Genomic DNA, 25,828 nt, shown 5'->3' on the forward strand with positions numbered 1-25,828 from the left:
GACCCGCCTCCTTCGCTAGATCTGCAGCTTCGGGTCGAAGGCATCCCGCAACCCGTCACCGAGGAGATTGAACGCCATCACCGCCAGGAACACGCACAGGCCGGGAAAGAGCGACACCCACCAGGCGATGCCGAGATACGCCCGGCCGTCGGCGATGATGTTCCCCCAGCTCGGCCGCGGAGGCTGCACGCCCAGGCCCAGAAAGCTCAATCCGGCCTCGGTCAGGATGGCCAGCCCGATACGGAGCGTCGCCGAGATGACGATCACCGGCACGACGTTCGGCAGGATGTGCCTGATAATGATCCGCGCGTTGGATGCCCCGGTGGCGTGGGCCGCCGCCACGAAATCGCGCGCGCGCAAGGTGAGGAACTCCGCCCGCACGAGACGGGCCGTCGGAGGCCACGCCGTGAGCCCGATGATCCAGATCAATCCGGGAATGCTCGGCCCAAACAGCGCGAGAAACGCCACGGTCAGGAAAAAGACCGGGATCGCGATGACCATGTCCGTCAGCCGCATCAGCAGTCCGTCGAGGTGGCCGCCGAAGAACCCCGCCAGCGCTCCCATGAAGGTCCCAAGCACGATCGAGACCAGCATCGACAGCACCCCGATCGCCAGCGAGACGCGCGAGGCGATGATGATCCGGCTCAGGATGTCCCGCCCCAGCTGATCCGCCCCGAGGAGGTAGGGGGCCCCCGGAGGGTGGAGGACATCCGGGATATGGGGCTGATCTGGGGGAAACGGCGCCAGGCGCGGCGCGGCAACCGCGACGACGACAAAGAAGAGCATCAGCCCGGCGCCGAGGATCGCCCGCGGATTGCGGAGGAACCGCTGCCAGGGCCCCCGGCGCCGGCCCGCGGCCCGCACCGGAAGGGACGGCGCGAGAGCGTCCAGGCCCGCTGAGCGGCTAGCCATGCCGGATGCGGGGATCCAGGTAGAAATAGCCGATGTCGGCCAGCAGGTTGCTCAGCACCACGAGCATCCCGGCGATGGTCGTCGTCGTCAGTACGGTCGGATAGTCGCGGGACAGCGCGGAGTTTACCGCAAGCTGCCCAACCCCGGGGAGCGCAAAGACGGTCTCGATCACGACCGAGCCGCTCAACAGAAAGGGGACGAGCAGCGCCAGGATCGTCACCACCGGGACGAGAGAGTTCCGCGCGACGTGCCGCAGCATGACGGCGCGCTCCCGGAGGCCCTTGCTGCGGGCCACCCGGATGTAGTCCTGGTCCAACGTCTCCAGCAGCGAGGACCGCGCATAGCGGACCAGCACCGGCAGGATGCCGAGCGCCTGCACGACGGTGGGCATGACGAGGTACGGCCAGATGACGAAGAGATCGTACCCCGAGGTACCCGCGGGGCGGAGGCCGCTGGCCGGCAACACTCCGAGCCGCTCGGTGAACACGAAGATCAGCCCCAGCCCGAACCAGAACGTCGGGAGCGAAATGCCCAGCAAGGAGAACAGTGTCGCGCCGTGGTCCACGAGGCTGTACGGGCGCCGCGCGGATAGAAAGGCGATCGGCGCCGCCAGGAGGACCGTCATCACGATCGACGTCGCGGTCAAGATCAGCGTCGCGGGGAGCGCCTCGGTGACCCGCTGGATTGTCGGTCGCCGGTCGCTGAATGCACGGAGCCGGCCGGTGAGCAGGTCCCGCATCATGGAGATGTACTGGACGGGGAGCGGGCGATCCAGTCCGAGCTGGTGGCGCATCTCGGCGAGGTCGGCCTGCCCCCGCTGCTCAGGCGGGATGAGAAACGTCACCGGGTCCCCCGGCGCCAGCACCAGCAGCGCAAACACGATCCCCGTGACTCCGAGCACGAGCGGGACCAGGGCGATCACGCGCCGGGCGAGATACGCACCCACCCCGGAAACTATCTCACCGGCTCCGCCACGTGGGGATGGAACTGAAAAACGCGAACAGCGAGTTGACGCCCCCGGGCAGCGTCAGCGTCTTTTTCACTCCCCAGATGACGTCCGGCCGCACCGTCATCACCCGCGGGACGTCCCGCAGCACCAGCTCCTGGATCTGATCGTAGAGCGCTTTCTGCCGCGTCCGGTCGCGGGTGGCATTGGCCTCATCGAGAAGCCGGTCCATCTCCGGATTATTGTACCCGCTGATCTGCGCGACGGACCCGGTGCTCTTGAAGCCCGTCTCCAGTTCGCTCTGCGGCGGGAAGAGGAGGTTGAACCAGGCGATGCCCACGAGCTCGATTGGAGCGCCCGGGACGAAGTAGCGGCCGAAGAAGTCGCCCCGCTCGATGGCCTGCACGTCGATCTCAATGCCGACCGCCCGGAGGTACTGCTGGATCAGCAGCGCCTGATTCTGAAAATCCTTGCCGGCGAGAAACGCGTACTTGACTTTGAAGCGCTGCCCCCCCTTCTGGAGGATGCCGTCCGGTCCCGGCGTCCATCCGGCTTCCGCGAGCAGCTGTTTCGCCTTCGCCGGGTCGTACGTGTAGCCTTTGAGCTGTTTATCGTATTGCCACAGGCTTGGATGAATCGGGCTCTGGACCGTCGTCCCCAGCCCCCGATACAGCGCCCTGAGCATCTCGTCGCGATTGACCGCATAGGCCATGGCCTGCCGCGCCCGCGGGTCCTGAAAGACCGGCAATTTCACGTTCATGGTAAACCAGTAGTTCGTGTCCCCCGGCATGCGCAGCACGCGCACACGAGGGTCGGTCCGGAAGCTGTCATAGGCTTCAGGAATGATGCGGCCGGCATCGATGTTCCCGGCGCGCAACTCGGCGATCACCGTCGCATCCTCGGGAATGAGCTTCAGCACGACGCGCTTCAGGGTCGGAACGCCTCCCCAGTAGTCGGGGGACGCCTCGAAGGTCATGCTTTCCTTCTCACGCCACTCCACCAAGCGGTAGGGGCCGGCCCCGATCGGCTTTCGCACGAACGGCGCCTCTTGCAGACGGGCGACGTCAAGATTGAGGAGCGCGTGTTCGGGAATGATCGGCGCCGTCCCGATCTGCTCGTAGAAGTACGGGTACGGCCGGTTGAGGATGAACCGGATCGCGCGTGGTGTCAGCACGGTGATGCCGCTCACCGATGCGGCCTTGCCGGCCTTGTATTCTTGCGCACCCGCGATCTCCAGGAGGGCGGGTGACGTTGTCGGATACTTGGCGTGCAGGTAGAGCTCGTAGGTGAATTTGACGTCCCGGGCCGTGACCGGGGTGCCGTCCTGGAATTTGGCCGCCCGGAGCGTCATCACGTAGGTCTTGCCGTCGGGGGAGGCCGGGTATTTCTCGGCCAGGTGCCCGGAGACATTCCCCTGACCGTCCACGGCCGTCAGCGAGTCGTTGAGCAAGAGACTGACATAGGACGTCACCGCTTCGGTGCTGCCCAAAATGCGGATCGGGAGCCCCCAAATGGAGACGATGGCCTGCGAGGTGCCTTGGCCGAGCGCGGGAACCCTCGCCCCGCACGCCACCACGAGCGCTAACAGCAGAACACCGATCCGTTTGCTCATCGAAGTCCCCCTTCTCGCTCGAGCCGGTGTCGCCCCTTCACAGCTCGGGCCTGTACCTTCCTCGTCACGTTTTGAAGACCCCGCGTCCGATGGCCACGAGCGTGCCGTCTTCGCCCACCACCTCGATGTCGGCAACCGCAAGAGACCGCCCGGATTTGACCGCGCGGGCGGTCGCGGTGAGGGCGCCTTGTGGCGCCGGGCGCAGGTAGTCCACGCGCAGGTCGACCGTGGGGACATCGTACCCCACAGCGGCAATGATCGCGAAGTCACCGGCGGTATCGATGAGGGTGGCGATTGCCCCCCCGTGGACATACCGGCCCGTCTCGTCGTCTCCCGCAAACAGGTCCTCTCGGAACGGCATGCGGACGACGACCTCGCTGGGGCTCGCCCGCACCATCTCCAGCCCCAGCAACCGATGGAAGGGCGACCGGCGAAGGACGTCCGCGAGGGTCTCGAGCGGCAGGCGTGACACTACCCCCCTCCCCTCAGCACGCCGACCATCTCTTTCGCACGCTTCCGCAGCGCCAGACGGTCGACCTTGCCTGTACTCCCGAGCGGCACAGCCTCGAGGAAGAAGACCCGCCGGGGATGCGCATAGGCCGGGCCGCGCCCCAGAAAAAACTGCGTGAGTTCTTCATCCGTCGCTGCCTGCCCGTCGTGGAGCACCACGAACGCCACGGGGGCCTCGCCCTTTACGACGTGCGGCACGGAGACCACAATGGCCTCCCGGACCGCCGGGTGCCGGAGGAGCGTATCCTCGATCTCCTTGGGGTACACGTTTTCTCCCCCGACGTTGATCATGTCGTCCGTCCGGCCGAGGATGTAGTAGTAGCCGTCTTCATCGCACCGCACGAGGTCCCCGGTGTGCAGCCATCCCTCGCCGTCGAATTTGTTCGCGGTGATCTCCGGCGCCTTATAGTATCCCTTGGCCAGTCCGGGGTTCCGGACCCAGAGCTCGCCCGCCTCCCCGGTCTGAGCCTCCCGGCCGCCGGGCGTCACCACCCGCACCTCACAGCCCGGGAGCGGCAGCCCCGTGCTCCCTGTTTTTCGGGGACCGAAGCGGGGGCTTTCGAAGACCACCGGACCGCCTTCGGTCAACCCGTAGCCCTCGCTGATCCCTGCGTGAAACGTCGCCTGAAACTCGTGCAGCAAGTCCGGCGGCACCATCGCCGATCCGCACGCCGCCCAGCGCACCGAGCTCACGTCGTACTCCAACAGGAGCTGCTTTTGGTTGAGGATCATGCGAAACATCGCCGGCACGCCCGTGAGGTAGGTGCACCGGTGGCGGGCGATCGCCTTGATCACCTCGCCGGCATCGAACCCGGGCAAGATGACCAGCGCTCCCCCGGCCATCAGGAGCGGCTTCACCGCGGCCGCCATGGCATTCTTGTGGTACAGGGGCACGGCGACGAGGCCCCGGTCGGTCTCGTCGAGCATCATGACGTGCCGCACCATGTCCGCGTTCCAGAACTGCCCTCCGTGCGTCAGCAGCACGCCTTTCGGTCTCCCCGTCGATCCTGAGGTATAGGGCTGCATGCAGAGATCGTCACCCCTGACCGGAACCGTCTCGAATTCCGGTGGAGCCGCCTCGAGCAGCCGCTCGTACGAAAACATTCCCGAAGGCGTCGCTCCCGTCACCACGATCGTGCGGAGGGCCGGGACGTCTGCCTTGAGCCGCGCGGCCTGATCCCGTAGCGTCCGCGACGCGAACAGCACCTCGGCGTCCGAGTGCTCGACGCAGTACCGGAGGGTGTCGTAGCCCAGCCGGATGTTGAGGGGGACCGGCACCGCGCCGGCACGCATGCTGCCGAAGCAGAGCTCGATGAACGGCCACTCGTTCGGGAAGAGGAGGGCCACGCGCTGCCCCTTGTGGACGTCCAGGCCCCGGAGCAGGCGGCCGACGCGCTTCATCCGCGCATCGAGCTCGCCGTAGGTCAGCGTGACGTCGCCCTGGATGACGGCCGGCCGCTCAGGAAAGGCCCGCATCGGGATGTGGGCGAGGTCACCGAAGTTGCCCGAAGGCGCCGGCATCACCCTACTCCTGGGGACGGATGATGACCTTGCCGAAGACTTCGCGGTCCTCGAGGAGTCGCTCGCCTTCGGCGGTCTGTGCCAGCGGCAGCACCCGATCGATCACGGGCCGGATCCGCCCGGCGCCCGTCGCGTCCAGCAACGCCAGCAGATCCGGCCGGCTCCAGCCGTCTGAGCCGAGGATGGTGAGTTCCCGGACCCAAATGTACCGGATGTCGGTCCTGGCGTCGAACCCGGTGGTCGCTCCGCAGGTGAGGAGGCGCCCTCCTTTGCGGAGGCTCCGCAGGCTCCGCGCCCAGGTCTCGGCGCCGGTGTAGTCGACCACCACATCCACTCCACGCTTGGTCGTGAGCCGCCACACCTCGCGGTCGAACTCCCCGTCCCCCGAGTTGATCAGGTGATCGGCGCCGAGCGCCCGCAGCCTCGCAAGCTTGTCCTCCGTCGAGGCCGCGGCGTACACGATACAGCCGGCCATTTTCGCGATCTGCACGCACGCCGTGCCCACGCCACCAGAGGCTCCCAGGATCAAGACATGCTCCCCGGGGCCGATCCGGCCCCGCGTGCGCAACATCCGCCAGGCCGTCCCGTAGGCGATCGGCAGGGCCGCCGCCTGATCAAACGCCAGGATGTCAGGAAGGGGGATAAGGTTTGCCGCCGGCACGAGCGCGTATTCAGCCAGTCCGCCCGGGGCGTCCTCTCCGATGGCGCCGTGCTCGATCGCCGGGTCGACCAGTACCCGCGTTCCGACGGCGAGCCCCGGCGCCTCCGGGCCGATCTCCGCGATCACGCCCGCGATGTCGCCCCCGCTGACAAACGGCAACGGCGTCCGCTTGCCCGGCATACCGCGCCGGACGAAGATGTCAAGGTGGTTGAGGCTGCAGGCGTGGACGCGGACCACCGCCTGGCCTGCCTCGGCGCGCGGGGTGGGCCAGTCCTGCTCCAACGTAAGCTTGTCGCGTCCGCCGTGCTCGTGGATCACGATCGCCCGCATGACGGCCTCTTTTCTGGATCCCCTCGGGTTCTCCTCGTCGCGCCGCGGCGGCTAGGCCCGCACGCGGATCCTCGGATCGAGCGCGTCGCGGATGCCGTCTCCCGCGAAGTTCAGGGCGATGACGGTGAGAAAGATCGCGAGTCCCGGGAACGTCGCCACCCACCATTGCGCGAGAAGCTCCCGGCCGGCGCTGACCATCGCCCCCCACTCCGGCGTCGGCGGCGTCGCACCGAGGCCGAGAAAACTCAAACCGGCGCCGGTGACGATCGCCGCGCCAAGATCGATTGTGGCAAGGACCACCATCCCAGGCAGGATGCTCGGCAAGATCGCGCGGCGGAAGATGCCCCACGGGGTGTGCCCGATCGCGGTGGCCGCCTCCACGTACTCAAGAGTCCGGACCGCCAGCACTTCGCCCCGCGCCAGACGCGCGTAGGGGGGCCACCACACCAGGACCATCGCGAGCCCCGCATTGACCAGGCCGGGCCCGAGCGCGACGACGATCGCCATCGCCAGGATGATTGCCGGAAACGCCATGACGAGCTCCGTCACCCGCATCACCGCCTCGTCGACCCATCCGCCGAAGAACCCGGAGAGCGCGCCGGTGAACATGCCGGCCACACCGGCCAGCGCCACGACCGAAAACGCGAGGGTCAGCGTATAGCGCCCACCGTACAGGACGCGGACTGAGACTTCGCGCCCGAGATCATCGGTGCCGAACGGATGGCCCACCGAGGGCGGCTGAAACGCCGCCTCGAGGCGTTGCTCGTCCGGTCCGTGGGGCGCCAGGATCGGCGCGGCTATTGCCGCCCCTACTCCGAGGCCGACGATCACGCCGCCGAGGATCAACCCGACCGGCCGGCGCCGGCGCCGGGGGCGCTCAATCAAACCGCACCCGAGGATTCACCAGGACGTAGAGAACATCGACGCAGAGGTTGACCATCACGTAGATGACGCCGATAACGAGGGCCACGCCCATCACCGCGGGAAAGTCGAGGCTGGCCGCCGAGGAAAATGCATACCGTCCCATCCCGGGCCACGAAAAGATGGTTTCGGTCAACACCGTCCCCGACATGAGCTGGGCGTAGAGCGTGCCCCCGATGGTGATCACCGGGATGAGGGCGTTCCGAAGCGCATGACGAAGAACCACACTCCACCGCGCCAGGCCCTTGGCCCGCGCCGTCCGAACGTAATCCTGTGTGAGGACCTCCAGCATGCTCGCCCGCGTGATCCGCGTGACAAAGCCAATGCCGACGGTGGCCAGCACTGTCGCGGGCAACACCATGTGGCTGAGCGCGTCGGCAAAGAGATCGGGTCGCCCGCGCAACAGGGTATCCACGAGATACATGCCGGTCACCGGTTCGGGAGGGATCAGACCCGCCGTGAGGCGCCCCGGCGCGGGTGCCCATCCAAGGCGGAAGTACACCGTGGAGACGAGGAGAATCGCAAACCAGAACGTGGGAATGGCCACCCCCACCGCGGACAGACCGCGCGTGGCCGCGTCGACCGCAGAGTTTCGGGTGGCCGCCGCGAGCACGCCCATCGCGATGCCCGCGCCGAGCGCGGCGAGCAGCGCCAAGGTCGCAAGCTCCACCGTCGCCGGGAGCGAGAGTGCCAGTTCAGACAGCACGGGACGGTTCGTCGCAATCGACATGCCGAGATCGCCATGGAGCAGATGCCTGACATAGATCATGTACTGAACCGCCACCGGCCGGTCGAGGCCCCAGCGGTGGCGGAAGGCGGCGACGAGCGCGGGACTCTGGGTGGCCCGGTCCCCCAGGCTGGTCAAGACGAGATCCGCCGGAAGCAGGTGGGAGACGAGGAAGGTCACGCACGTGATGCCGACGAGGGTCGGCAGCGCAAGGATCACCCGGCGGATCAGATAGCGGCCCATCACCATACCGGGAGGGGACCCGGCGAGCGCAGGTCCCCTTCCCCGCTCTTACTTACGCCGGAGGGAGTCCACCTCGAGGAAGTAGAGCGGGTGGAACTTGAACCCGGTGATGCCGGCGCGCGCCCCCACCAGGTTGGTCGGCTGCGCGAGAAACACATAAGGGGAGTCGGGGGCGGCCAGCATTGTGTTGTACTGTTCGTACATTTTCTCCCGGCTCGGGACGTCCGCCGTCTTCTGCGCCTGCGAGACAAGCTTGGCCGCCTCGGGGTTCTGCCAGTGCAGGCGCTTGTTGATGAACCCGGTCACAAAATACGACCAGTTGTCCGGATCCATGTAGTCGGGGAACCAGAACCCGATCGCGGTCTGGGGTTTGCCCTGGCGGTAGAAGGTGAGGAAGATCGACTGCTGTACCGGCTGGAGGCGGAGGTCGATCCCCACCTTGCCGAGGTCTCCCCGAAGCTTCTGCGCCAGCCGGTCGAGCGGAAGCGCGCCATAGTTCGTCCCAGAGGCCCAGGTGAGGGGCACACCGGCCCGGCTGACGCCGGCCTCTTTCAGGAGCGCGGCCGCTTTGGATGGATCGTGTTTGTAGAGCAGTTGTGTGTTAAGCGACTCGGGGAATCCCAACATCCCGGGCATCATGATGCTCCCGATGCGGCGCCCGTGACCGCGCATGATGCCCGAGACGATGCCGTCATAGTCGATCGCGTATTTGACCGCCTCACGGACCTTGATGTTGTCCCAGGGTGCCACGCTGGTGTTGAGCCCCATGTACACCGTGTAGGCGGACGGATCTTCAAACAGCGTGACGCCGGACTTCCCCTTCAGGCCTTCCGCTTGATCCACGCTCAGGTCGAGAGCCATGTCCACATCGGCCCGCTGGAGGGTGAGCGATTGCGTGCTCGGATCCTTGATATGCTTGACGATGACCTCACGGAAGAACGGCTTGGACCCGTAATATTTCTCGTTCCGCTCGAGGACGATCTCGGTCTCGCGGGTGTACCGCTGGAGGACATACGGTCCCGCGCCTGCCGAATGCGAGTAGAACCACTGCTCGGCCTTGTCGAGGGAGTCCGCCCCAACGGTTTCCACGCCGCCCTGCGCGCGGACCGTCTTGCTGTCGACGATGGAAAACACCCCCGCGGCCAGCGCGGCAAGGAACGTCGCGTCGGGCCCGCCCAGGATCACGCGCACGGTCCGCGGATCGACAATCTCGACGGTCTTAAGCGGATCGGCGAGGAACGAGCCGTAGCCTTTGATGTTCTTTGCCCGCAGCAGGGAGAAGCGGACGTCCTCGGAGGTCACGGGGTTCCCGCTGGGAAACACCGCATCCTTGCGCAGCGTGAACGTGTAGGTCGTAGCGTCCGAACTCACGCTCCATGACTCGGCCAGGTCGCCTTCGATCTTCCAGAAATTCGGCGCCCGTTGCCTGACGAGGCGGCTGTAGATGGGAAACTGGAGAAAGACGCCGCCGACGTCGTACGACTTGCTGGGATCTGGAGTACGGATATCGGAGATGTCCTTCGCAACGACAAGAACGTCGGTGCGAGCGGCGGCGATCGTCGACGTCCCGGAAAGGCCCAGGGACAACCCCACGGCGACGACGGCCGATATGACTCGGGCCATCGAGTTCATATCGTACCCTCCTCCACTGACATGCTCGGCTGGTGCCTTCTGGTCCTACGGAGAAACTCCTCTCTTCCGGTCAGTCGGGATGAGATCGACCGCCTGGGAGAGAACGGAACGTTGCCGTGTTCTACAAGGACCTGACGCGAAGGGGGAGACACATGAAGTTCGGCCTGACGCTTCCGAATCGCGGGGTGCTGTTTGGCGCCATCACGCCGAATCAAATGCTCGAGATGGCCGAGGTTGCCGATCGGTCGGAGCGGTTCGATTCTGTGTGGGTGGGTGACAGCCTGTTGGGAAAACCGCGGATGGAAAGCATCGCCTTGATGGCGGGAATCGCGGCGCGCACGAAGCGGGTGCGGATCGGCCCGGCCTGCATGGCGAGCTTCCCGCTCCGCGATCCTGTGCTGCTCGCGTATCAATGGGCCAGCCTCGATCTGCTCGCCGGGGGGCGCACCATTCTGGTCGCCTGTACCGGCATCGTCCCTCAGGCGGGCGGCGCCGCCGAAGATGCCCACTACGGGGTCAACAACAAGGCCCGGGCCGAGCGGCTCGTGGAATGGATCACCGTCCTCAAACGGCTCTGGACCGAGGACAATGTCAGCTTCGAAGGGAAGCACTGCCGGCTACAGGGCATGACGATCGAGCCCAAGCCCGCGGCAAAGCCGTGGCCGCCCATCTGGATTGCCAACAACTCGCTGGCGTCGCGCGAGGTCGTTGAACGCACGCACCGGCGTGTGGCCCGCCACGCGGATGGTTGGATGACGTCCCTCTCCGATCCCAACGAGGTGGGGTGGCGCCTGCGCGATGTGCGTGAGAAGGCTCGCGAACTCGGTCGCAATCCCGCGGAACTCGAGACCTGCCTCTATCACAACATCAACGTCAACGAGGACCGGCCCGCCGCGCTCGCGGAGACCAAGCGATTCCTTGACACATATTACATGGTGGACATGCCCATGCATCGCGTCGAGAGCTGGACGGCCGCGGGATCTCCCGAGCAGTGCGTGGAGCATCTCCGCGTCTATGAACGGTTGGGAATCGATAGCGTGGCGCTCCGCTGCACGAGCTGGAACCAGATGGCCCAACTGCGCCGCGTGATCGCAGACGTCCTCCCGAGCTTTGCCGGCGCCTCGGCGCCGGCATCCGGATAGGACGCTAGAACAGCGCACGTTCGCAGAACTCGCCCAGCAACCGGACAGTCGCTTCGAGATCCTCCTCGCGCACCGTCTCAATGGGGCTGTGCGAGTACCGCGTCGGGTAACAGACCAGGGCCGATGGGATACCTTTCCTGAGCAGCGCCGCAGCATCGGAGGCGTACGATTGGAAGGCGACGTGCTGGACGGGGATGTCCGCCGCCTCGGCCGCCCGGGCCAGCGCCTCGGTGAGCCCCCGATGGTACCTCACCGCGGAATCTTTGTGTACGAGCACAGGACCTCGTCCCAGCGCACAGGGCACTTCATCGGCGGACACGCCGGGGATGTCGCCGACCAGCCCGATGTCGATGGCAATGGCAAGGTCGTACTCTCGTCCGAGCCCGTCGGCCCCGATCAAACCGCCTTCTTCCTGGATTGTGGAGGCCACCCACACTTCGTAACCGAGGCGAGGCCGGACTGCCCGGCGGGCGACCTCGATCGCGATGGCCAGGGCCGCCCGGTCGTCCATCGCCTTTCCCACGATGTTGCCGCCGAGCCGGCGAGTTGACGGCGGGTTCCAGATGACCGAGACGCCGGGGTGAATGCCGAGCTTCTCCGCTTCTCCCCGCGACCGAAGCCCGAGGTCCACAAAGAGATCGTCCCAGCCGAGGACCTCGGACTCGCGCTTTGCCGCCGACCTGAGATGACCTGTGCGGGCTCCAACCACGCCCGGCACGGTTCCGGCGGCGGTCATGACGAGGCAGTGCTGACCGGCCAGCGTGGAGGACGGGGGCATCCGAGAGCTGAGCGGCCCTCCGCCCGCCATGAGACGGAGAAACCCGTCCGCGGTGATGCTCCGAACGATCACGGCGATCTCATCGGCGTGCGCCAGCAGGACGGCCCGTTTGCCCCGACCGCCCACCTTTGCCAGCACGTTCCCCACGGGCGTCGCAGCGACCTCGCACCCTGCGTCCCGCAACGCCTCGGCCGCGAACTCCTGAACCTCCTTCTCGTATCCGCCCGGACCCGCCAAATCGCACAAGGCTTTCACGAGCTCAAACATTCCACTTGTCCCCCTTCTCTCCCGACTCGCCTTCAGGTGGCGCGGGCTACATCCTGAGCCGGGGATCGAGCGCGTCCCGCAGGCCGTCCCCGAACAGGTTGATCGCCATCACCATGATCATGATGGCGAGGCCCGGAAACGTGGACAGCCACCACGCCGTGGTCATGAACGACCGGCCGTTGCTGAGCATCTCCCCCCAGTCCGGCGTGGGCGGCCGGACGCCCAGGCCGAGGAAGCTCAACGCGGCGCCGGCGATGATCGCACCGGGGATCCCGAGCGTGACCAGGACGATGACCGGGGCGGCGACATTCGGCAGCACGTGGCGGGCGAGGATGCGGGCGTCCCCACAGCCGGCCACTCGGGCGGCTTCAATATATTGGAGCTCACGGACCGCGAGGGTCGAAGCGCGCACCACCCGGATGAAGATGGGCATCCCCGAGACGCCGACCGCAATCATGGCGCTGCCGAGATTGGGGCCAAGAACGGCAATGATGACGAGGGCCAGCAGGATGCCGGGGAACGCCAGCATGACGTCGACCAAGCGCATCACCAGGATGTCGACCGTCCCCCGCGCGTACCCCGACAGGAGCCCTAGGATCGAGCCTCCCACAACCGAGATGGTCACCGCGACCAGGCCCATCGCCACCGAGACGCGCGAGCCGTAGATGATCCGGCTGAGGATATCCCGGCCGAACTGGTCGGTCCCCAGCCAGTGCCGCGCACTCGGCGGCTCGAGCGATTCCGATACGTTGAGCCGGACCGGGTTGCCGTGAGCGAGCCCCTGGGCGGCGAGCGCGGTCGCGATAATCAGCAGGAAGATGACGCCGCCGGCGGTGGCCCCCTTGTTGCCGAACAGGCGGTGCAGCGCATCGCTCCACAACCCGCGAACACGCACCCGGCTCGGGCCGGCGTGGTCACCGGCGCTCATTCGAACCGGATCCTCGGATCGATAAACGCGTAGGACAGATCGACCAGGAAGTTCATGACGACATAGATTAAGGCGAGGACGAGGATGACCCCCTGCACGGTTGGAAAGTCCTTGTTCTGAATCGAGTCGACGACGAGCTTACCAAGGCCGGGTCGTGCGAACACGGTCTCCGTGATGACGGCACCGCTCAGCAGACTGCCAAACTGCAACCCCATCGCGGTGATCACAGGGATGATGGCGTTGGGCAGCGCGTGCCTCAGGATGACCACGGCGGCGTGGAGGCCTTTGGCGCGAGCGGTCGTCAGGTAGTCCAGCCGCAGCACCTCGAGAATGCTCGAGCGCACCAGACGCGCCAGCGTCGCCGCCGAGAGGAGCGCCAGCGACACCGATGGCAACACCAGGCCCCTGAGCCCCGGCTCGCTGGTCGCGGGAACCCAGCGAAAATGGACGGCAAACAGCATGATCAGCAGGAGCGCCAGCCAGAACACCGGAACCGAGATGCCGAAGAGCGCGACCACCATCGACAACGTGTCGGAGAGACTGTTCCGCCTGAGCCCGGAGATCAGGCCGAGGGCGAACCCGAGGAAGATTGCCAGCACCATCGCCACCATCGCGAGTTCCAAGGTGTTCACCCACCGGCTCGAGATCTCCACGGTCACGGGCCGGTCCGTCTGCAGCGACCTGCCCAGGTCGCCGTGCAGCGCTTTCCAAATGAAATCGGTGTACTGGACATAAGCCGGACGGTCCAGCCCCATGGCGTGCCGGATCTGAGCCAGCCGCTCCGGCGTGGCTGTCCGATCGCCCACGTAGATCGACGCCGGATCGCCGGGGATAAGGAAGAGCATCAGGAAGACGACCAGCGACGTCAGGAAGACGGTCGGAAACGCGAGCGCCACTCGCTTTTGGACATAGTTCAACATACGTGGCGGCCCCCCGGCACGTGTCCACGAGACCCCCTGGGCGCCGCGCGAAGCCGCCTGAGGATCAGCCTGGCCGCGGGCCTACTTCCTCAGCCACGTGTCGTAAAAGAGCATATTCGTGGACGACCAATCCAGCATCGCGCCCATGACTTTGCTCTTCTGATAGGCGAAGATGTTCAGCGGGTCGGCAAAATACACCATGATAGCCTCGTTGAGCGCCTTCATTTGAATACGCGTGTACATCTGCCTCCGCTTGGCCGGATCGGTGGTCCCCGCCGCCTCGTCGATGAGCTTGTCCATCTCGGCGTTTTTGTACCGGTTCCGGTTCGTCCCTCCATTGGCATTCGCCGAGTAGAAAAGAATCCGAACGACGTCAGGGTCGGTGTCCGTCTCCCACCAGAATTGAAGGTGATGCTGTCCTGCGCGGACGGCCGAGAAGTACCCCGATTGCGCCAACCCATGGAGGTCGATCTTGATCCCAATCAGCTGGTACATACCCTGCAGGAACGTGGCCATCGCCGTGGCGTCGCCGCTGTCGGAGCGGTAATACAGGCTGAGGACGAGATCCTGTCCGTCCTTTTCCCGGATGCCGTTGGGCCCCATCTTCCAACCGGCTTCGTCTAACAACGCGCCGGCCTTCTTGGGATCGTATTTGTAGACGTTGCACGTCGCCCGATCGTACCCAAATGTCGAAGACGTCAGCGGGCTGCACGCCGGCGCGTACAACCCCTGCCAGATCGCCTTGATCATGCCAACCTTGTCGACACCCCACTCCAGCGCCTGACGCACCCTGAGGTCGTCGGTGGGCGGCTTGGTCACGTTGATCATCATGGTGTTGCCCGACCCGGCCAGCGGCCCCTGGATCAACTGGATGGACCCGTCGTTCTGCAGATTGCGATAGTCCTGCGTGGGCACGTCCTGGATGACGTGGACCTCTCCGGACTTGAGCGCAGCGAGCCGCGTCGAGGCCTCGGGGATGATCCGCCAGCTGATGGCATCCAGGTACGGCGGCCCCTGGTGTTTAAAGATCGACGGGGCCCAACGATAATCGGGGTTCCGGATCATGCGCACCACGTTATCGGTCTTGTAGGAATCGAACTGAAAGGGCCCTGTCCCCACGGGATGTGTCCCGAAGTCCTTCCCGTACTTCTTCACGGCTTCCGGCGAGACGGGCGCCAGCACCGATTGTGCGACCGAGCTCAAGAATGGCGCGTACGGATCTTTGAACTTCACGACGATCGTAGAGGGATCGAGTACCGTGCTGCCCTCATAGGGGCCGATGGCGGAGAATGCCGACTGCGACTTCAGGTCGGGGTTGACGACGCGGTCGAAGGTGAATTTGACGGCCTCCGCGGTAAACGGGGTGCCGTCGTGAAACTTTACGTCCTTGCGAAGGTGAAAGGTGTACTGGTTGGCGGCCGCGTTGACCTCCCACCTCTCGGCCAGGCCGGGAACGAACACCCCCGGCTTGGATTCCCAGACCAGCGTGTCGAAGAAATGGTAGGAGATGCGTCCCACATCGCTGAAGGTGGTGATGTTGGGGTCCAGCGTGTCGAATCTGTTGGTGAGCCCGTACACCAGCTCACCCCCGGCCGCCGGCGGACCCGAGGGAGCCGCGAAGGCACCACGGCGGCCGCCAAGAACTCCACCGAGTGCTGCGGCCGCGCCGGCCCCAAACGCCGCACGTATGAACAGACGGCGCGACATGCGACCATTCAGCCACCCTCCCGCCCCATGACTGTCGCGCCCTTCGGGCACCTTCCTGATCGGGGATGTCATCGCGCTCCTCCTCCCTTGGGATGACGGGTCAAATCCGGTCGCGAGCCCTCACCGGGGCCATCTCATCGATTCGGCGGCAGGCATGCCGCTTCAGATCTCGGAGCGACTGCGCAAAGAACGTCAGCATCCGCTCCCCTCGTGAATGTAGATCGTCGGTCGCCGGGATTTGGAGGTGTCATCGAAATGATAGCGCTGAGAGTGCCGACAGTCTACCGGACGTGGTGCCGGAGGGGTTGCGCCACCGGCACAGAACTCCGGTCTACGCAAGCCATCGCCGCTCTCCGGCTGGATGTGCCCGGCCGGCCAATGATGCGGCAGACCCGGAGGAAGATGACGATGACCCATGCCCGCCTCGTCTGCCTGCTCCTCACGACCGTCTTGACGGTGACCGCGGCGGTGCCCGGCATCGGTGCGCAGGTCCGCGGCGGGACGCTCAACCTCGTGATCGAGTCCGATCCGCCCTCCCTCGATCCGCATAAGACGCCGTCGGCGGATCTCACCCACCAGCTGATCTACGGCACGCTCGTCACGGTCGACAGGAACACGGGCGAGTTCATCCCCTCCCTGGCCGACTCGTGGTCCCTCGGGGAAAACGGCCGGGTGATTACGTTCAAGCTGCATCCCGGGGTGAAGTTCCAGGACGGCGCCCCCTTGACATCCCAGGCGGTGCAGGCAACGATCGAGCGGCTGGTAAATCCCGCGACGGCGGCGCCGGGGGCGAGCTGGATCGGGCCGATCGAACGGGTCGAGACCCCGGATGAGCTCACCGCGCGGCTCGTGTTCAAGCAGCCCTACGCCCCCATCTTTTCCTCGCTCCGCATCGCGTTCCTGGCCATGCTCTCCCCCGCAGCCATGGCGAAGCTGGGGAAGGACTACGGGCAGAATCCGGTCGGGACCGGCCCGTTCAAGTTCCGGCAGTGGATTCCGGGGGACCGGATCGTGCTGGACCGTAACCCCGACTACGCGTGGCCCCCGGGGTTCTACAAGAATCGCGGCGCGCCCTACGTCGATGGGGCTGTGGTGCGGATTATCCCCGATGAGTCGACGCGCGTGATCGCCTTCGAGCGCGGCGACCTCGACGTCCTGCCGGCCACCCCGGCGCGCGAAGCGAGCCGGCTGATGCGGAGCGGCAAGTACCAGGTGTTCCGGACGCCGATCGACGGCGGCCTGTACCTCGGCCTGAATGTCACCAAGCCGATCCTGAGCGACGTGCGCGTCCGCCAGGCGCTCGGGTGGGCGGTCAATCGGGACGAGGTCGTCAACTACGCACTGGAGAAGCTCGCGGTCCCGATGGACAGCCCACTCGCACCGACGATCTGGGGGTACGCGCAGGGCCTGAAGAACGCCTATCACTACGATCCCGAGCGGGCGCGGCGGCTGCTGGCGGAGGCGGGATGGAAACCCGGCTCTGACGGCATCCTCCAGAAGGACGGCCGGCCGTTTACGTTCACGGTCTGGACATACCCGCTCGAGACCAACGTGCGCGTGGCGATCGTCCTGCAGACCCAGCTCAAGAAAGTCGGGATCAGGATGAACATCGAGCAGATCGAGACCGCCACGCTCCTCGCGCGCACGCCGAAGGGCGAGCACGACGCAATCCTGATCAGGTACGGCTGGCCGGACGCCGATATTCTCTACTATTTCTTCCACAGCAGCCGGATGGCAAGCACAAACCGCGTGCACTTCTCCAACCCGGAGGTCGACCGCCTTCTCGACGAGGGCCGCGTCACCGTGGATCCCGAGAAGCGCCGTCAAACGTACCGGCAGCTCCAGGAGATACTGCTCCAGCAAGCGCCCTGGATTCCCCTGGCGAGCCCGTACACGATCACGCTCGCGCACCCGTGGGTCCACGATCTCTACGTAGACAAGTACGGCAACCTGCTTACAAACGACCTGTACATCCGCAAGTAGGGACCGACGTGCAGCGCTACATCGCCCAGCGGCTCCTGCAACTCGCGCCGGTCCTGCTGAGTGTCTCGATCCTCGTCTTCCTGATGATCCATCTGGTGCCGGGCGATCCGGTCCAGGTGATGCTTCAGGATTACGGCTCCTCAGAGCAGGCGGCCACGCTGCGGCATGCGCTTGGACTCGACAGGCCGCTCGTGGTTCAGTACGGGTCATTCGTGTGGCGCGTGTTGCACGCGGACCTCGGGCGATCGATCCGGACCGGCCGGCCGGTCGCATCCGAGATCGGCCTTCGCCTCCCCTACACCCTCAGGCTCACGGCGGCCAGCATGGCGGTCGCGATCGCCCTTGGCCTCGCGCTGGGCACGGTCGCGGCGATGCGGCATCGAGGCCTCCTCGACTACGCGGCGATGGTCGCCGCGCTGGCGGGGATTTCTCTCCCGAGTTTCTGGTTCGGGCTGGTGCTGATCCTGATCTTCTCGTACCATCTGCGCTGGTTTCCCCCAGCGGGTGCCGACAGCGCCGCGAGCCTGATCCTCCCGGCCATCACGCTCGGCGCGTCTGCGGCCTCGATCATCGCTCGTCTGAGCCGGAGTAGCCTGCTGGAGGTGCTCCGGCACGAGTTTATCCGGACGGCGCGGGCCAAAGGGTTGGGGGAATTGCGGATCTTGTACCGACACGGGCTCCGGAACGCGCTCATCCCGGTGCTGTCGATCGTCGGGCTGCAGTTCGCCGGGCTCCTGGGCGGGGCCGTCATCATCGAATCGGTCTTCGGGTGGCCCGGGCTCGGCCGGCTGGCCGTCGACGCAATTTTCAACCGGGATATCCCGACGATCCAGGGAATTGTCCTGGTCGCCGCCGCCATCTTCGTGGCGGTGAACCTCTGCGTAGACCTCCTCTATGCTCTCGTCGACCCGCGGATCCGCTTCCAGTGATGCACGTCACGTCTGACCCCGCTGCTGCAGGCGCCCCTCCCTGGCGGTCCAGGACGCTCTCGCACTGGACCATCGGCTACCGGCGGCTCACCCGGCACCACGGCGCCATTGCGGGAGCGGCCCTCATCGCCGGGTTGCTGCTGGGTGCGCTGCTCGCCCCTCATCTTGCCGGCTATGACCCGGCGGAGCCGCACTTCGACCTTCGGCTTCGGCCTCCGTCTACCGCCTTTCCGCTGGGCACGGATTCTTTCGGTCGCGACATCCTGAGCCGCCTGCTCTTCGGCGGCCGCACCTCGCTCGTGGTGGGGGTCATCTCGGTGATCCTGTCGTTTCTCCTGGGGGTGCCGTCCGGCATCATCGCCGGGTACTATGGGGGCCGGATCGACACCGCGATCATGCGGGCCATCGACGTGTGGCTCGCTTTCCCTGGGCTGCTGCTGGCTATCGGGATCGTCGCCGTGCTCGGACCGGGCCTCCCGAACGTCATGCTCGCGATCGGCATCTCCGGCGTACCCGGCGTCTGCCGCCTCGTCCGCGGATCGGTGCTCCCCATCAAGCAGGAGGTCTACGTCGAGGTCGCCCGCGCCGTGGGGGGACGTGACGCGCACATCATCCGAATGCACATCCTCCCCAATGTGCTTGCGCCCATCGTGGTTCTGCTGACGCTCCGTCTGGGAACGGCGATCCTCACTGGGGTCGGGCTCAGCTTCCTAGGGTTAGGCGTGCAGCCTCCCACCGCCGAGTGGGGCGCGATGGTGGCTGAGGGTCGGGCATACTTACAGCAGGCGTGGTGGGTGTCTACGATTCCGGGGACCGCAATCTTCCTCAGCGTGATGGGATTCAACGTGTTGGGCGATGGGCTGCGGGACGCCCTAGATCCCAGATTGCATTGAACTCACGGTGTCGAAATCCGGGTTGCCGGTCCGTCATGACACTGAATGGACAACTCAAGGCCCGACTGGGAGGTGGATGTTCATGCACTACAGCCTGCTGTTCTATCAGAGTCCCGAGGACTTTGCCGCTCGAACGGACCCGCGCAAGCGGGAGGCGTTCTGGGGCGCATTCCTTCCGTACATGAAGGCGCTCAGGGATGCCGGCGTCGTAGTCGCCGGAGCCGGTCTACAGCCACCCGACTCTGCCACCACATTGAGGCTGCAGGGCGACAAGCGCCTGGTGCAGGATGGACCGTACTCTGAGGCCAAGGAGCAACTGGGCGGATTCTTTGTCATCGATGTGCCGGACCTCGACACCGCCCTCGAATGGGCGGCACGCTATCCCGGCAAAGTGGTCGAGGTGCGGCCCAATCTCCCACCCGTCGAGTGAAGGCCGATCAGCGACGCGCATCGCGCCATAGAGCGGGCGGCGTCTGATTCGTACCGCCGTCTCGTCGCCTTTCTCGCGGCGCGGTCACATGATGTGGCGGCGGCGGAGGACGCGCTTGCGGATGCGTTCCTGGCCGCGCTGGAGACGTGGCCGCGCACGGGGGTGCCGCACAAGCCTGAAGCGTGGCTGCTCACGGCGGCCCGCCGGCGGCTGATCGACGGATCCCGCCATGCGCGCGTGGAAGCGGGAGCGCTGCCCGCCCTACTCGCGGCGGCGGACGACGCGCACGCGGCAGCGGGCGCCGACACCGTATTCCCGGACGAGCGGCTCAAATTGCTGTTCATCTGCGCCCATCCCGCGATCGACGCGGCCGTGCGCACGCCGCTCATGCTTCAGACAGTCCTGGGGCTCGACGCGGCACGTATCGCGTCCGCGTTTCTCGTCAAACCGGCGACGATGGGGCAGCGCCTCAGCCGCGCAAAGGCCAAGATCCGCGACGCGGGCATCCGATTTGAACTCCCCGATACTCTGGACTTGCCGCCGCGCCTCGACGCCGTGTTGGAAGCGATCTACGCCGCCTATGGCGCCGGCTGGGACGATCTGGCGGGAGCCGATCCGCGCCGAAGGGGGCTCGCCTCGGAGGCGATCGAACTCGGACGGCTCCTCCGGCACCTGATGCCGGGTGAACCGGAAGTACAGGGCCTCCTGGCGCTCATGCTGCACTGCGAGGCGCGCCGCGAAGCACGGCGCACCGAGGCCGGCGCCTACGTCCCACTGTCGGAGCAGGACACGACGCGCTGGTCCCGGCCGATGATCGAAGAGGCGGAGCAGCTGCTCGCAGAGGCCGCGCAGGCGGGCCGGCCGGGACGCTTTCAACTCGAGGCGGCGATTCAGTCGGTGCACGCGCTGCGCGCGGGAACGGGCGTGACCGACTGGGAGGCCGTTGCCCTGCTGTACGAAGGCGTGGTGCGCGCAGCGCCTACGATCGGAGCGCTCGTCGGGCGCGCCGCGGCGGTTGGCGAGGGCGGCGATGCGGTGAAAGCATGGGCTCTACTGGACGCGATCCCTGCCGAGGCGGTCGAACGGTACCAGCCCTACTGGGCGCTTGCGGCGCATCTCCTCACGCGCCTCGAGCGGCGGGGCGAGGCCGCCGCGGCGTACGACCGCGCCATTGGCTTGTGCGAGGATCCCGCCACGCGCGAATACCTGGCGCAGCGGCGACGATCGCCCTAACGATCTCACCGACGGAGGCACGCGCATGCGATTTGCGATCGCCATTCCCCAGTTCGTCGCCGACGGGACGTTCAATCCTTCCGGTCTCCGCGCCTACCTGGCACGGGCCGAAACGCTCGGGTTCGACAGCGCCTGGACGCAGGAGCAGGTGCTGGGCACGATGCCCAACCTGGGACCGATCGAGACCATGACGTATGCGGCGGCGTGCACGGAACGGCTGCGTCTGGGCTGCGCGGTGTTCGTCACCCCTCTGCACAGCCCGGTCCATCTGGCCAAGAGCCTCAGCACAGTTGACCAGATCAGCCGGGGCCGTCTCGAGGTGGGCGTCGGCACCGGAGGGCGGGGTAGAATGTTCTCCGCGTTCGCGGTCGATCCCGATACACTGGTCACGCGGTTCGTCGAGGGACTGCAGCTGATGAAGGCGCTGTGGACAGAACCTCGGGTCACGTTCAACGGCCGATTCTGGCAGCTCGACGGCGCGGCCATGGAGCCCAAGCCGTTTCAGAAGCCGTACCCACCGATCTGGTTCGGCGGCAGCCACCCGGCCGCGGTCCGGCGTGCCGTCCGGCACGGCGATGGCTTCTTCGGCGCCGGGTCGCAGACAACCGGCCGGTTCGCTGAGCAGGTACGGGTTCTGCGAGACGCGCTCGCGGAGAGTGGACGGTCTGCCGCCGGGTTCCGAATCGCCAAGCGCGTCTACCTCGCCGTGGACGATGACGCCGCGCGCGCCCGGCAGCGGATCGGTGCCGCGTTGAACAAACTCTACGGGTACTTTGGATTACGAGACCTCGAGGCCGTCGGTGTCTTCGGTCCGCCGGAAGCGTGCGTGAAGGGCCTGCGCGCGGTGGCCGACGCGGGCGCCGAGATGATCCTGCTCAATCCGCTCTTCGATGAAGCCGAGCAGATGGAGCGCCTGGCCGCTGAGGTCGTACCCCAGCTGTCCTAGCCGAGATGTCCCCCAGTGATTGACGTTAAAGTCGGAGTAGACGCTCAGCGTTGCCGTGCGCGATCTTGTCTCTGTCGAGAGGAGTGACTGGTGCGGCGTTGATGAAAGTTTGGCCCTCCTCGTTTGTGCTGTACGGGTAGTCGACTGAGAACATGACCCGGTCGGCTCCAACGACCTGCAGCGCGCACACGAGGGGCGGGTGGGCGAAGAACCCGCTGGTGGTGATGTAGAAGTTCTCGACGAAATAGTCCTTGACGGCGTGCTCCAGCTTGGTGACCTCCTGAGTGAGGCACATGTCGATCCGGCCGAGCATGAAGGGAACGGCTTCTCCCATGTGGCCGATGATGCACCGCAAACGCAGGAAACGGTCGAAGACGCCGGCGACAATGAGGCGAAGCGCATGCAAGCCGGTCTCGATGTGCCAGCCCCAGGCGGCGGTCGAAAGCCAGCGGCTAATCGCCGGTGACAAGTTTTCGTAGTACTCCTCCCTCACCGCGGCAGGCGGGAGGCCGGGGTGGAGATAGATCGGGACGTCGAGGTCCTCGGCGCGCTCGAAGATCGGCCAGAAGAACTGGTCGTCCATGAAGCGGTTGTGGGTGCGACCGTTGATCAGTGCGCCCTTGAAGCCGAGCGTGGCAACGGTTCGTTCGAGCTCAGCTGCGGCCGCGTTGGGGTCGGGGGTCGGTAGCGTGGCGAAACCGCAGAAGCGGTCTGGGTGGCGGGCGACGACCTCGGCCAGCGCATCGTTGGCATCCCGGGCCAGGGGAATCGCGGCGGCAGCATCAAGTGTCTCCACGCTCGGATATGTATGGGAGAGGATTTGCATATCGATTCCGGCGGCGTCCATATCGGCAAGCCTCTCGGCTCCCAGGTCGTCGAGCTTCCTTAAGACCTCCGACCCGTGCCGGAGTGCTTGCGGGCCCAGCCTACGAAGGGTGTTGGACCACTCGCCTGAGCTCGTCGCAGCCTTGATCCCCGGGGTCCTGAAGTGCTCTTCGATAGCGATTGTTCTCACATGGGTGCTCTAAGAGAGATTCCGCGGCGCCCCCGTGGCCGGCGGACCCGGACTCCGCCTACGCTCACCCTTTCGGCTGCGCCACGATGCGGATGTAGGGCCTCGGGGACTTCCAGCCCTGCGGATACGTCTTCTTGGCTTCGTCCTCGCTCACGGAACCCGCGATGATCACGTCCTCGCCCTGCTTCCAGTTAACGGGCGTCGCCACCTTGTGTTTCGCGGTCAATTGCAGTGAATCGATCACGCGGATGACCTCGTCGAAGTTGCGGCCGGTGGTCATCGGGTAGACGATGATCAGCTTGATCTTTTTGTCCGGCCCGACGACGAAGACGTTGCGCACCGTCTGATTGTCGGCCGGTGTACGCTTGGACGCGTCACCTGAAGCGCTGGCGGGCAGCATGCCGTAGAGTTTGGAGATGCTCAGATCCGTATCGCCGATCATCGGGTAGTTGGGCGCGAAGCCCTGGGTCTCTTTGATGTCGTTCGCCCACTTCGCATGGTTGTCGACCGGGTCGACGCTGAGCCCGATGATCTTGGTGTTCCGCCGATCGAACTCGGGCTTGAGCTTGGCCATGTACCCGAGCTCGGTGGTGCAGACAGGCGTGAAGTCCTTCGGATGCGAAAACAGCACGGCCCAGGAGCCACCGATCCAGTCGTGGAACCGGACGCGGCCTTCGGTCGTCTCCGCCTCGAAATCCGGAGCAATATCACCAATCTGAAGAGCCATTCACGCACCTCCTCTTGAGCCTCAAGGTCCTTTCCATCCTATCACCTAGGGTCGTACGATCCCGACGATGGGTTTCCTCTTCTTGCGCGCCTTGTCATCCTCGAACACATGCTCGTGAAGACAGGATATAGCCTCATTCTCTATGAGGCAGTGCGGGGAGGTCAAGTGCGCGGTCGTGATTTCGCAATGCGATTACGTGGTCAGATGAACTCCTCAACCACCTTGCAGAACACCTCAGTCACCCGCGGGTCAAACTGGTTGCCCGCACAACGCTTGATCTCCGCCACGGCCTCTGCGACTGTCCGTGCCGGTTTGTAGGGGCGAGCTTCCGTGATGGCCCCATACGCATCCACCACGGCCAGGATGCGCGAGCCGAGAGGAATCGCGTCGCCTGTCAATCCGTCGGGGTAGCCTGTGCCGTCCCACTTCTCTTGGTGATGGCGCACAAGCTTTGCCACGCCGCGCATCCGGTCCAACGAGCTGAGGATCTCCTCCCCGAGGATCGGATGCCGCCGCATGGTCGCCCACTCTTGTTCCGTGAGGCCGCCCGGTTTACTCAGAATGGCGTCCGGTACGCCGATCTTCCCGATATCGTGCAGCCGGGCTCCCCAGCGGATATCCTGTACCTCTCCCTCCGGACAGCCGAGCTCGCGCGCGGTGCGCTCGGCCAGGTCCACCATGCGGTCACCGTGTTCGGCGGTGTATGAGTCCCGAGATTCGATGGCTTGTGCCAGCGCGATCACCATCTGCACGTACGCCTGCTGGAGTTTGTGATGCAGGCGGGCTCTGTGGATCGCCGTCCCCCCGATTTCGGCGATACCTTCCAATAACCGGACTTCGGCATCCACGAACGGATGCGATCCAGCCCTCTTGATGCGCCCGAGGGCGATCGTCCCGATAAACTCTTGTTCGGACCGGACAGGAACAATGACGACGGGGCCGAGCTGTTGATAGCGCGCCACATCCGGTCCGGCAGAAAGGGCGGTCACGAAATCGTCCGTGACGAACGGGGCGCCCGTCTCTACGACACGCCCCGAGGGGGTGCCCGCAAGGGGGAAGGTCGTGCCACGTTCCTCGGTCGGCGTTCCCACCGTGTACACGCGCATGAAGGCCGGCCGGTCTGGACTCAACAAGGCGAGCGAACCATGATCGGCGCACAGTAACCGCATGCCGTGTCCAAGAAGGACGGGGTACATCTCCTCCGGGGCACAGGCCTTTCGCAGCTGCGCACTGAGATCGAAGAAGGTTTCCAGTTCGGCCGCGCGCCGGCGGATTTCCGCTTCCGCCGTCTTGCGCTCGGTGATGTCCACTATGGCGCCTTCGAGATATCGGGTCCGACCATTGACGGCGCGGACGGCGTGAGCGCTCGCGCGGATCCACATCGCCGTGCCATCGTGCCGCCACAGCTTACTTTCGAAATCTGCGACCACCCCCTCCCGCTCGAGCAGCGTCGTCCACCGCTGCCGCGCCTCGGGATCGACATAGAGAGAGGCCGCGTTTACCGCCATCAGTGTTTCGCGATCTGGATAGCCCAAGATGCGCAGAAAGGCGGGGTTGGCATCCAATATTTTCCCGCTCGGCGTGGACCGGTAGAGGCCTATGGGAACGCGTTCGAACAGGCTCCGGTAGGGCGAGTCGCGCGATGGATCCTCGATGCCTCCCGTATGGCGCGCGGTTGTGGGAGGCCCCGCAATGCCGGCCTCCGCTACGGACCGTCGTGAGCGCAGCGATGGCACGTTGCCGGCCTTCGGTTTCCCCACGGCTGCCACCTCGCGGCCGAAAAATGAAACCAGTCGAGCACGGTGCTCGACTGGTCTGCCACGGTAGCTACTGATGCCGCGCTACGGCAACAACTCCACCATGCCTCCCAGTCCCACACTGCACGCCGTTGCCCGGGCGCCGCGGGGCGTGCCCC

23 protein-coding genes are annotated in these 25,828 nt (G+C 65.8%); 7 read left to right on the plus strand and 16 right to left on the minus strand.

Annotated features, from left to right (window positions below):
- Positions 1 to 15: 15 nt before the first annotated feature.
- From VFP86_07890 to VFP86_07930, 9 genes are all read right to left on the minus strand, one after another.
- A complete protein-coding gene (locus tag VFP86_07890) occupies positions 16 to 912 on the minus strand; it encodes an ABC transporter permease (protein HET8999549.1) in 897 nt (298 codons plus the stop codon).
- Positions 905 to 1,858 carry an ABC transporter permease gene (locus tag VFP86_07895; protein ID HET8999550.1) on the minus strand — a complete coding sequence of 318 codons (954 nt, stop codon included), beginning with the start codon at positions 1,856 to 1,858 and terminating at the stop codon, positions 905 to 907. Before VFP86_07895 ends, VFP86_07890 begins: the two co-directional genes overlap by 8 nt.
- A 13-nt stretch (positions 1,859 to 1,871) precedes the next feature.
- Positions 1,872 to 3,470: an ABC transporter substrate-binding protein gene (locus VFP86_07900; GenBank protein ID HET8999551.1), complete on the minus strand. Its 1,599-nt coding sequence runs from the start codon at positions 3,468 to 3,470 to the stop codon at positions 1,872 to 1,874.
- Positions 3,471 to 3,534: 64 nt separating this feature from the next.
- Positions 3,535 to 3,942, minus strand: a complete 408-nt coding sequence (locus VFP86_07905) for a PaaI family thioesterase (GenBank protein HET8999552.1) — start codon at positions 3,940 to 3,942, stop codon at positions 3,535 to 3,537.
- The gene (locus VFP86_07910; GenBank protein HET8999553.1) at positions 3,942 to 5,501 is read right to left on the minus strand and encodes a class I adenylate-forming enzyme family protein; all 1,560 of its coding nucleotides are present in this window, start codon (positions 5,499 to 5,501) and stop codon (positions 3,942 to 3,944) included. The genes VFP86_07905 and VFP86_07910 overlap by 1 nt, the downstream gene beginning before the upstream one ends.
- A 4-nt stretch (positions 5,502 to 5,505) precedes the next feature.
- Positions 5,506 to 6,492 (minus strand): zinc-binding dehydrogenase, encoded by a 987-nt coding sequence (locus tag VFP86_07915; protein HET8999554.1) that lies wholly within the window; start codon positions 6,490 to 6,492, stop codon positions 5,506 to 5,508.
- Between the two features lie 51 nt (positions 6,493 to 6,543).
- Positions 6,544 to 7,377: an ABC transporter permease gene (locus VFP86_07920; GenBank protein HET8999555.1), complete on the minus strand. Its 834-nt coding sequence runs from the start codon at positions 7,375 to 7,377 to the stop codon at positions 6,544 to 6,546.
- Positions 7,370 to 8,383, minus strand: coding sequence for an ABC transporter permease (locus VFP86_07925; GenBank protein HET8999556.1), 1,014 nt, complete (start codon positions 8,381 to 8,383; stop codon positions 7,370 to 7,372). The genes VFP86_07920 and VFP86_07925 overlap by 8 nt, the downstream gene beginning before the upstream one ends.
- A 48-nt stretch (positions 8,384 to 8,431) precedes the next feature.
- Positions 8,432 to 10,015, minus strand: a complete 1,584-nt coding sequence (locus VFP86_07930) for an ABC transporter substrate-binding protein (GenBank protein HET8999557.1) — start codon at positions 10,013 to 10,015, stop codon at positions 8,432 to 8,434.
- Between the two features lie 152 nt (positions 10,016 to 10,167).
- On the opposite strand from VFP86_07930, the gene VFP86_07935 reads away from it, so the two are divergent.
- Entirely contained in the window at positions 10,168 to 11,157 is a 990-nt protein-coding gene (locus VFP86_07935) for an LLM class flavin-dependent oxidoreductase (protein ID HET8999558.1), read from the plus strand.
- Between the two features lie 4 nt (positions 11,158 to 11,161).
- On the opposite strand, the gene VFP86_07940 is transcribed toward VFP86_07935, so the two are convergent.
- From VFP86_07940 to VFP86_07955, 4 genes are all read right to left on the minus strand, one after another.
- Positions 11,162 to 12,202: a M20/M25/M40 family metallo-hydrolase gene (locus VFP86_07940; GenBank protein HET8999559.1), complete on the minus strand. Its 1,041-nt coding sequence runs from the start codon at positions 12,200 to 12,202 to the stop codon at positions 11,162 to 11,164.
- Between the two features lie 46 nt (positions 12,203 to 12,248).
- Positions 12,249 to 13,130: an ABC transporter permease gene (locus VFP86_07945; GenBank protein HET8999560.1), complete on the minus strand. Its 882-nt coding sequence runs from the start codon at positions 13,128 to 13,130 to the stop codon at positions 12,249 to 12,251.
- A complete protein-coding gene (locus VFP86_07950) occupies positions 13,127 to 14,050 on the minus strand; it encodes an ABC transporter permease (protein ID HET8999561.1) in 924 nt (307 codons plus the stop codon). Before VFP86_07950 ends, VFP86_07945 begins: the two co-directional genes overlap by 4 nt.
- Positions 14,051 to 14,131: 81 nt before the next feature.
- Positions 14,132 to 15,829: an ABC transporter substrate-binding protein gene (locus VFP86_07955; GenBank protein HET8999562.1), complete on the minus strand. Its 1,698-nt coding sequence runs from the start codon at positions 15,827 to 15,829 to the stop codon at positions 14,132 to 14,134.
- Between the two features lie 336 nt (positions 15,830 to 16,165).
- On the opposite strand from VFP86_07955, the gene VFP86_07960 reads away from it, so the two are divergent.
- The 6 genes from VFP86_07960 (at position 16,166) to VFP86_07985 (ending at position 22,171) form a co-directional block, all read left to right on the plus strand.
- On the plus strand, positions 16,166 to 17,740 hold the full coding sequence (locus tag VFP86_07960) for an ABC transporter substrate-binding protein (protein ID HET8999563.1): 1,575 nt from the start codon (positions 16,166 to 16,168) through the stop codon (positions 17,738 to 17,740).
- Positions 17,741 to 17,748: 8 nt separating this feature from the next.
- On the plus strand, positions 17,749 to 18,669 hold the full coding sequence (nikB, locus tag VFP86_07965; GenBank protein ID HET8999564.1) for a nickel ABC transporter permease: 921 nt from the start codon (positions 17,749 to 17,751) through the stop codon (positions 18,667 to 18,669).
- The gene (locus VFP86_07970) at positions 18,669 to 19,562 is read left to right on the plus strand and encodes an ABC transporter permease (GenBank protein HET8999565.1); all 894 of its coding nucleotides are present in this window, start codon (positions 18,669 to 18,671) and stop codon (positions 19,560 to 19,562) included. Before nikB ends, VFP86_07970 begins: the two co-directional genes overlap by 1 nt.
- A 76-nt stretch (positions 19,563 to 19,638) precedes the next feature.
- A complete protein-coding gene (locus VFP86_07975; GenBank protein HET8999566.1) occupies positions 19,639 to 19,992 on the plus strand; it encodes a YciI family protein in 354 nt (117 codons plus the stop codon).
- 27 nt (positions 19,993 to 20,019) lie between these two features.
- Positions 20,020 to 21,225: a DUF6596 domain-containing protein gene (locus VFP86_07980; protein ID HET8999567.1), complete on the plus strand. Its 1,206-nt coding sequence runs from the start codon at positions 20,020 to 20,022 to the stop codon at positions 21,223 to 21,225.
- 25 nt (positions 21,226 to 21,250) lie between these two features.
- Positions 21,251 to 22,171 carry an LLM class flavin-dependent oxidoreductase gene (locus VFP86_07985; protein ID HET8999568.1) on the plus strand — a complete coding sequence of 307 codons (921 nt, stop codon included), beginning with the start codon at positions 21,251 to 21,253 and terminating at the stop codon, positions 22,169 to 22,171.
- 25 nt (positions 22,172 to 22,196) lie between these two features.
- Here VFP86_07985 and VFP86_07990 read toward each other — a convergent pair whose 3' ends face one another.
- The 3 genes from VFP86_07990 to VFP86_08000 all read right to left on the minus strand — a co-directional run bounded on the left by VFP86_07990 (position 22,197) and on the right by VFP86_08000 (position 25,673).
- Positions 22,197 to 23,186, minus strand: coding sequence for an amidohydrolase family protein (locus tag VFP86_07990; protein ID HET8999569.1), 990 nt, complete (start codon positions 23,184 to 23,186; stop codon positions 22,197 to 22,199).
- 64 nt (positions 23,187 to 23,250) lie between these two features.
- On the minus strand, positions 23,251 to 23,913 hold the full coding sequence (locus tag VFP86_07995; protein ID HET8999570.1) for a peroxiredoxin: 663 nt from the start codon (positions 23,911 to 23,913) through the stop codon (positions 23,251 to 23,253).
- A gap of 200 nt (positions 23,914 to 24,113) precedes the next feature.
- Positions 24,114 to 25,673 (minus strand): HD domain-containing phosphohydrolase, encoded by a 1,560-nt coding sequence (locus VFP86_08000; GenBank protein HET8999571.1) that lies wholly within the window; start codon positions 25,671 to 25,673, stop codon positions 24,114 to 24,116.
- Positions 25,674 to 25,828: the final 155 nt, after the last annotated feature.

Source organism: bacterium, from assembly GCA_035703895.1.
Taxonomy (GTDB): domain Bacteria; phylum Sysuimicrobiota; class Sysuimicrobiia; order Sysuimicrobiales; family Segetimicrobiaceae; genus Segetimicrobium.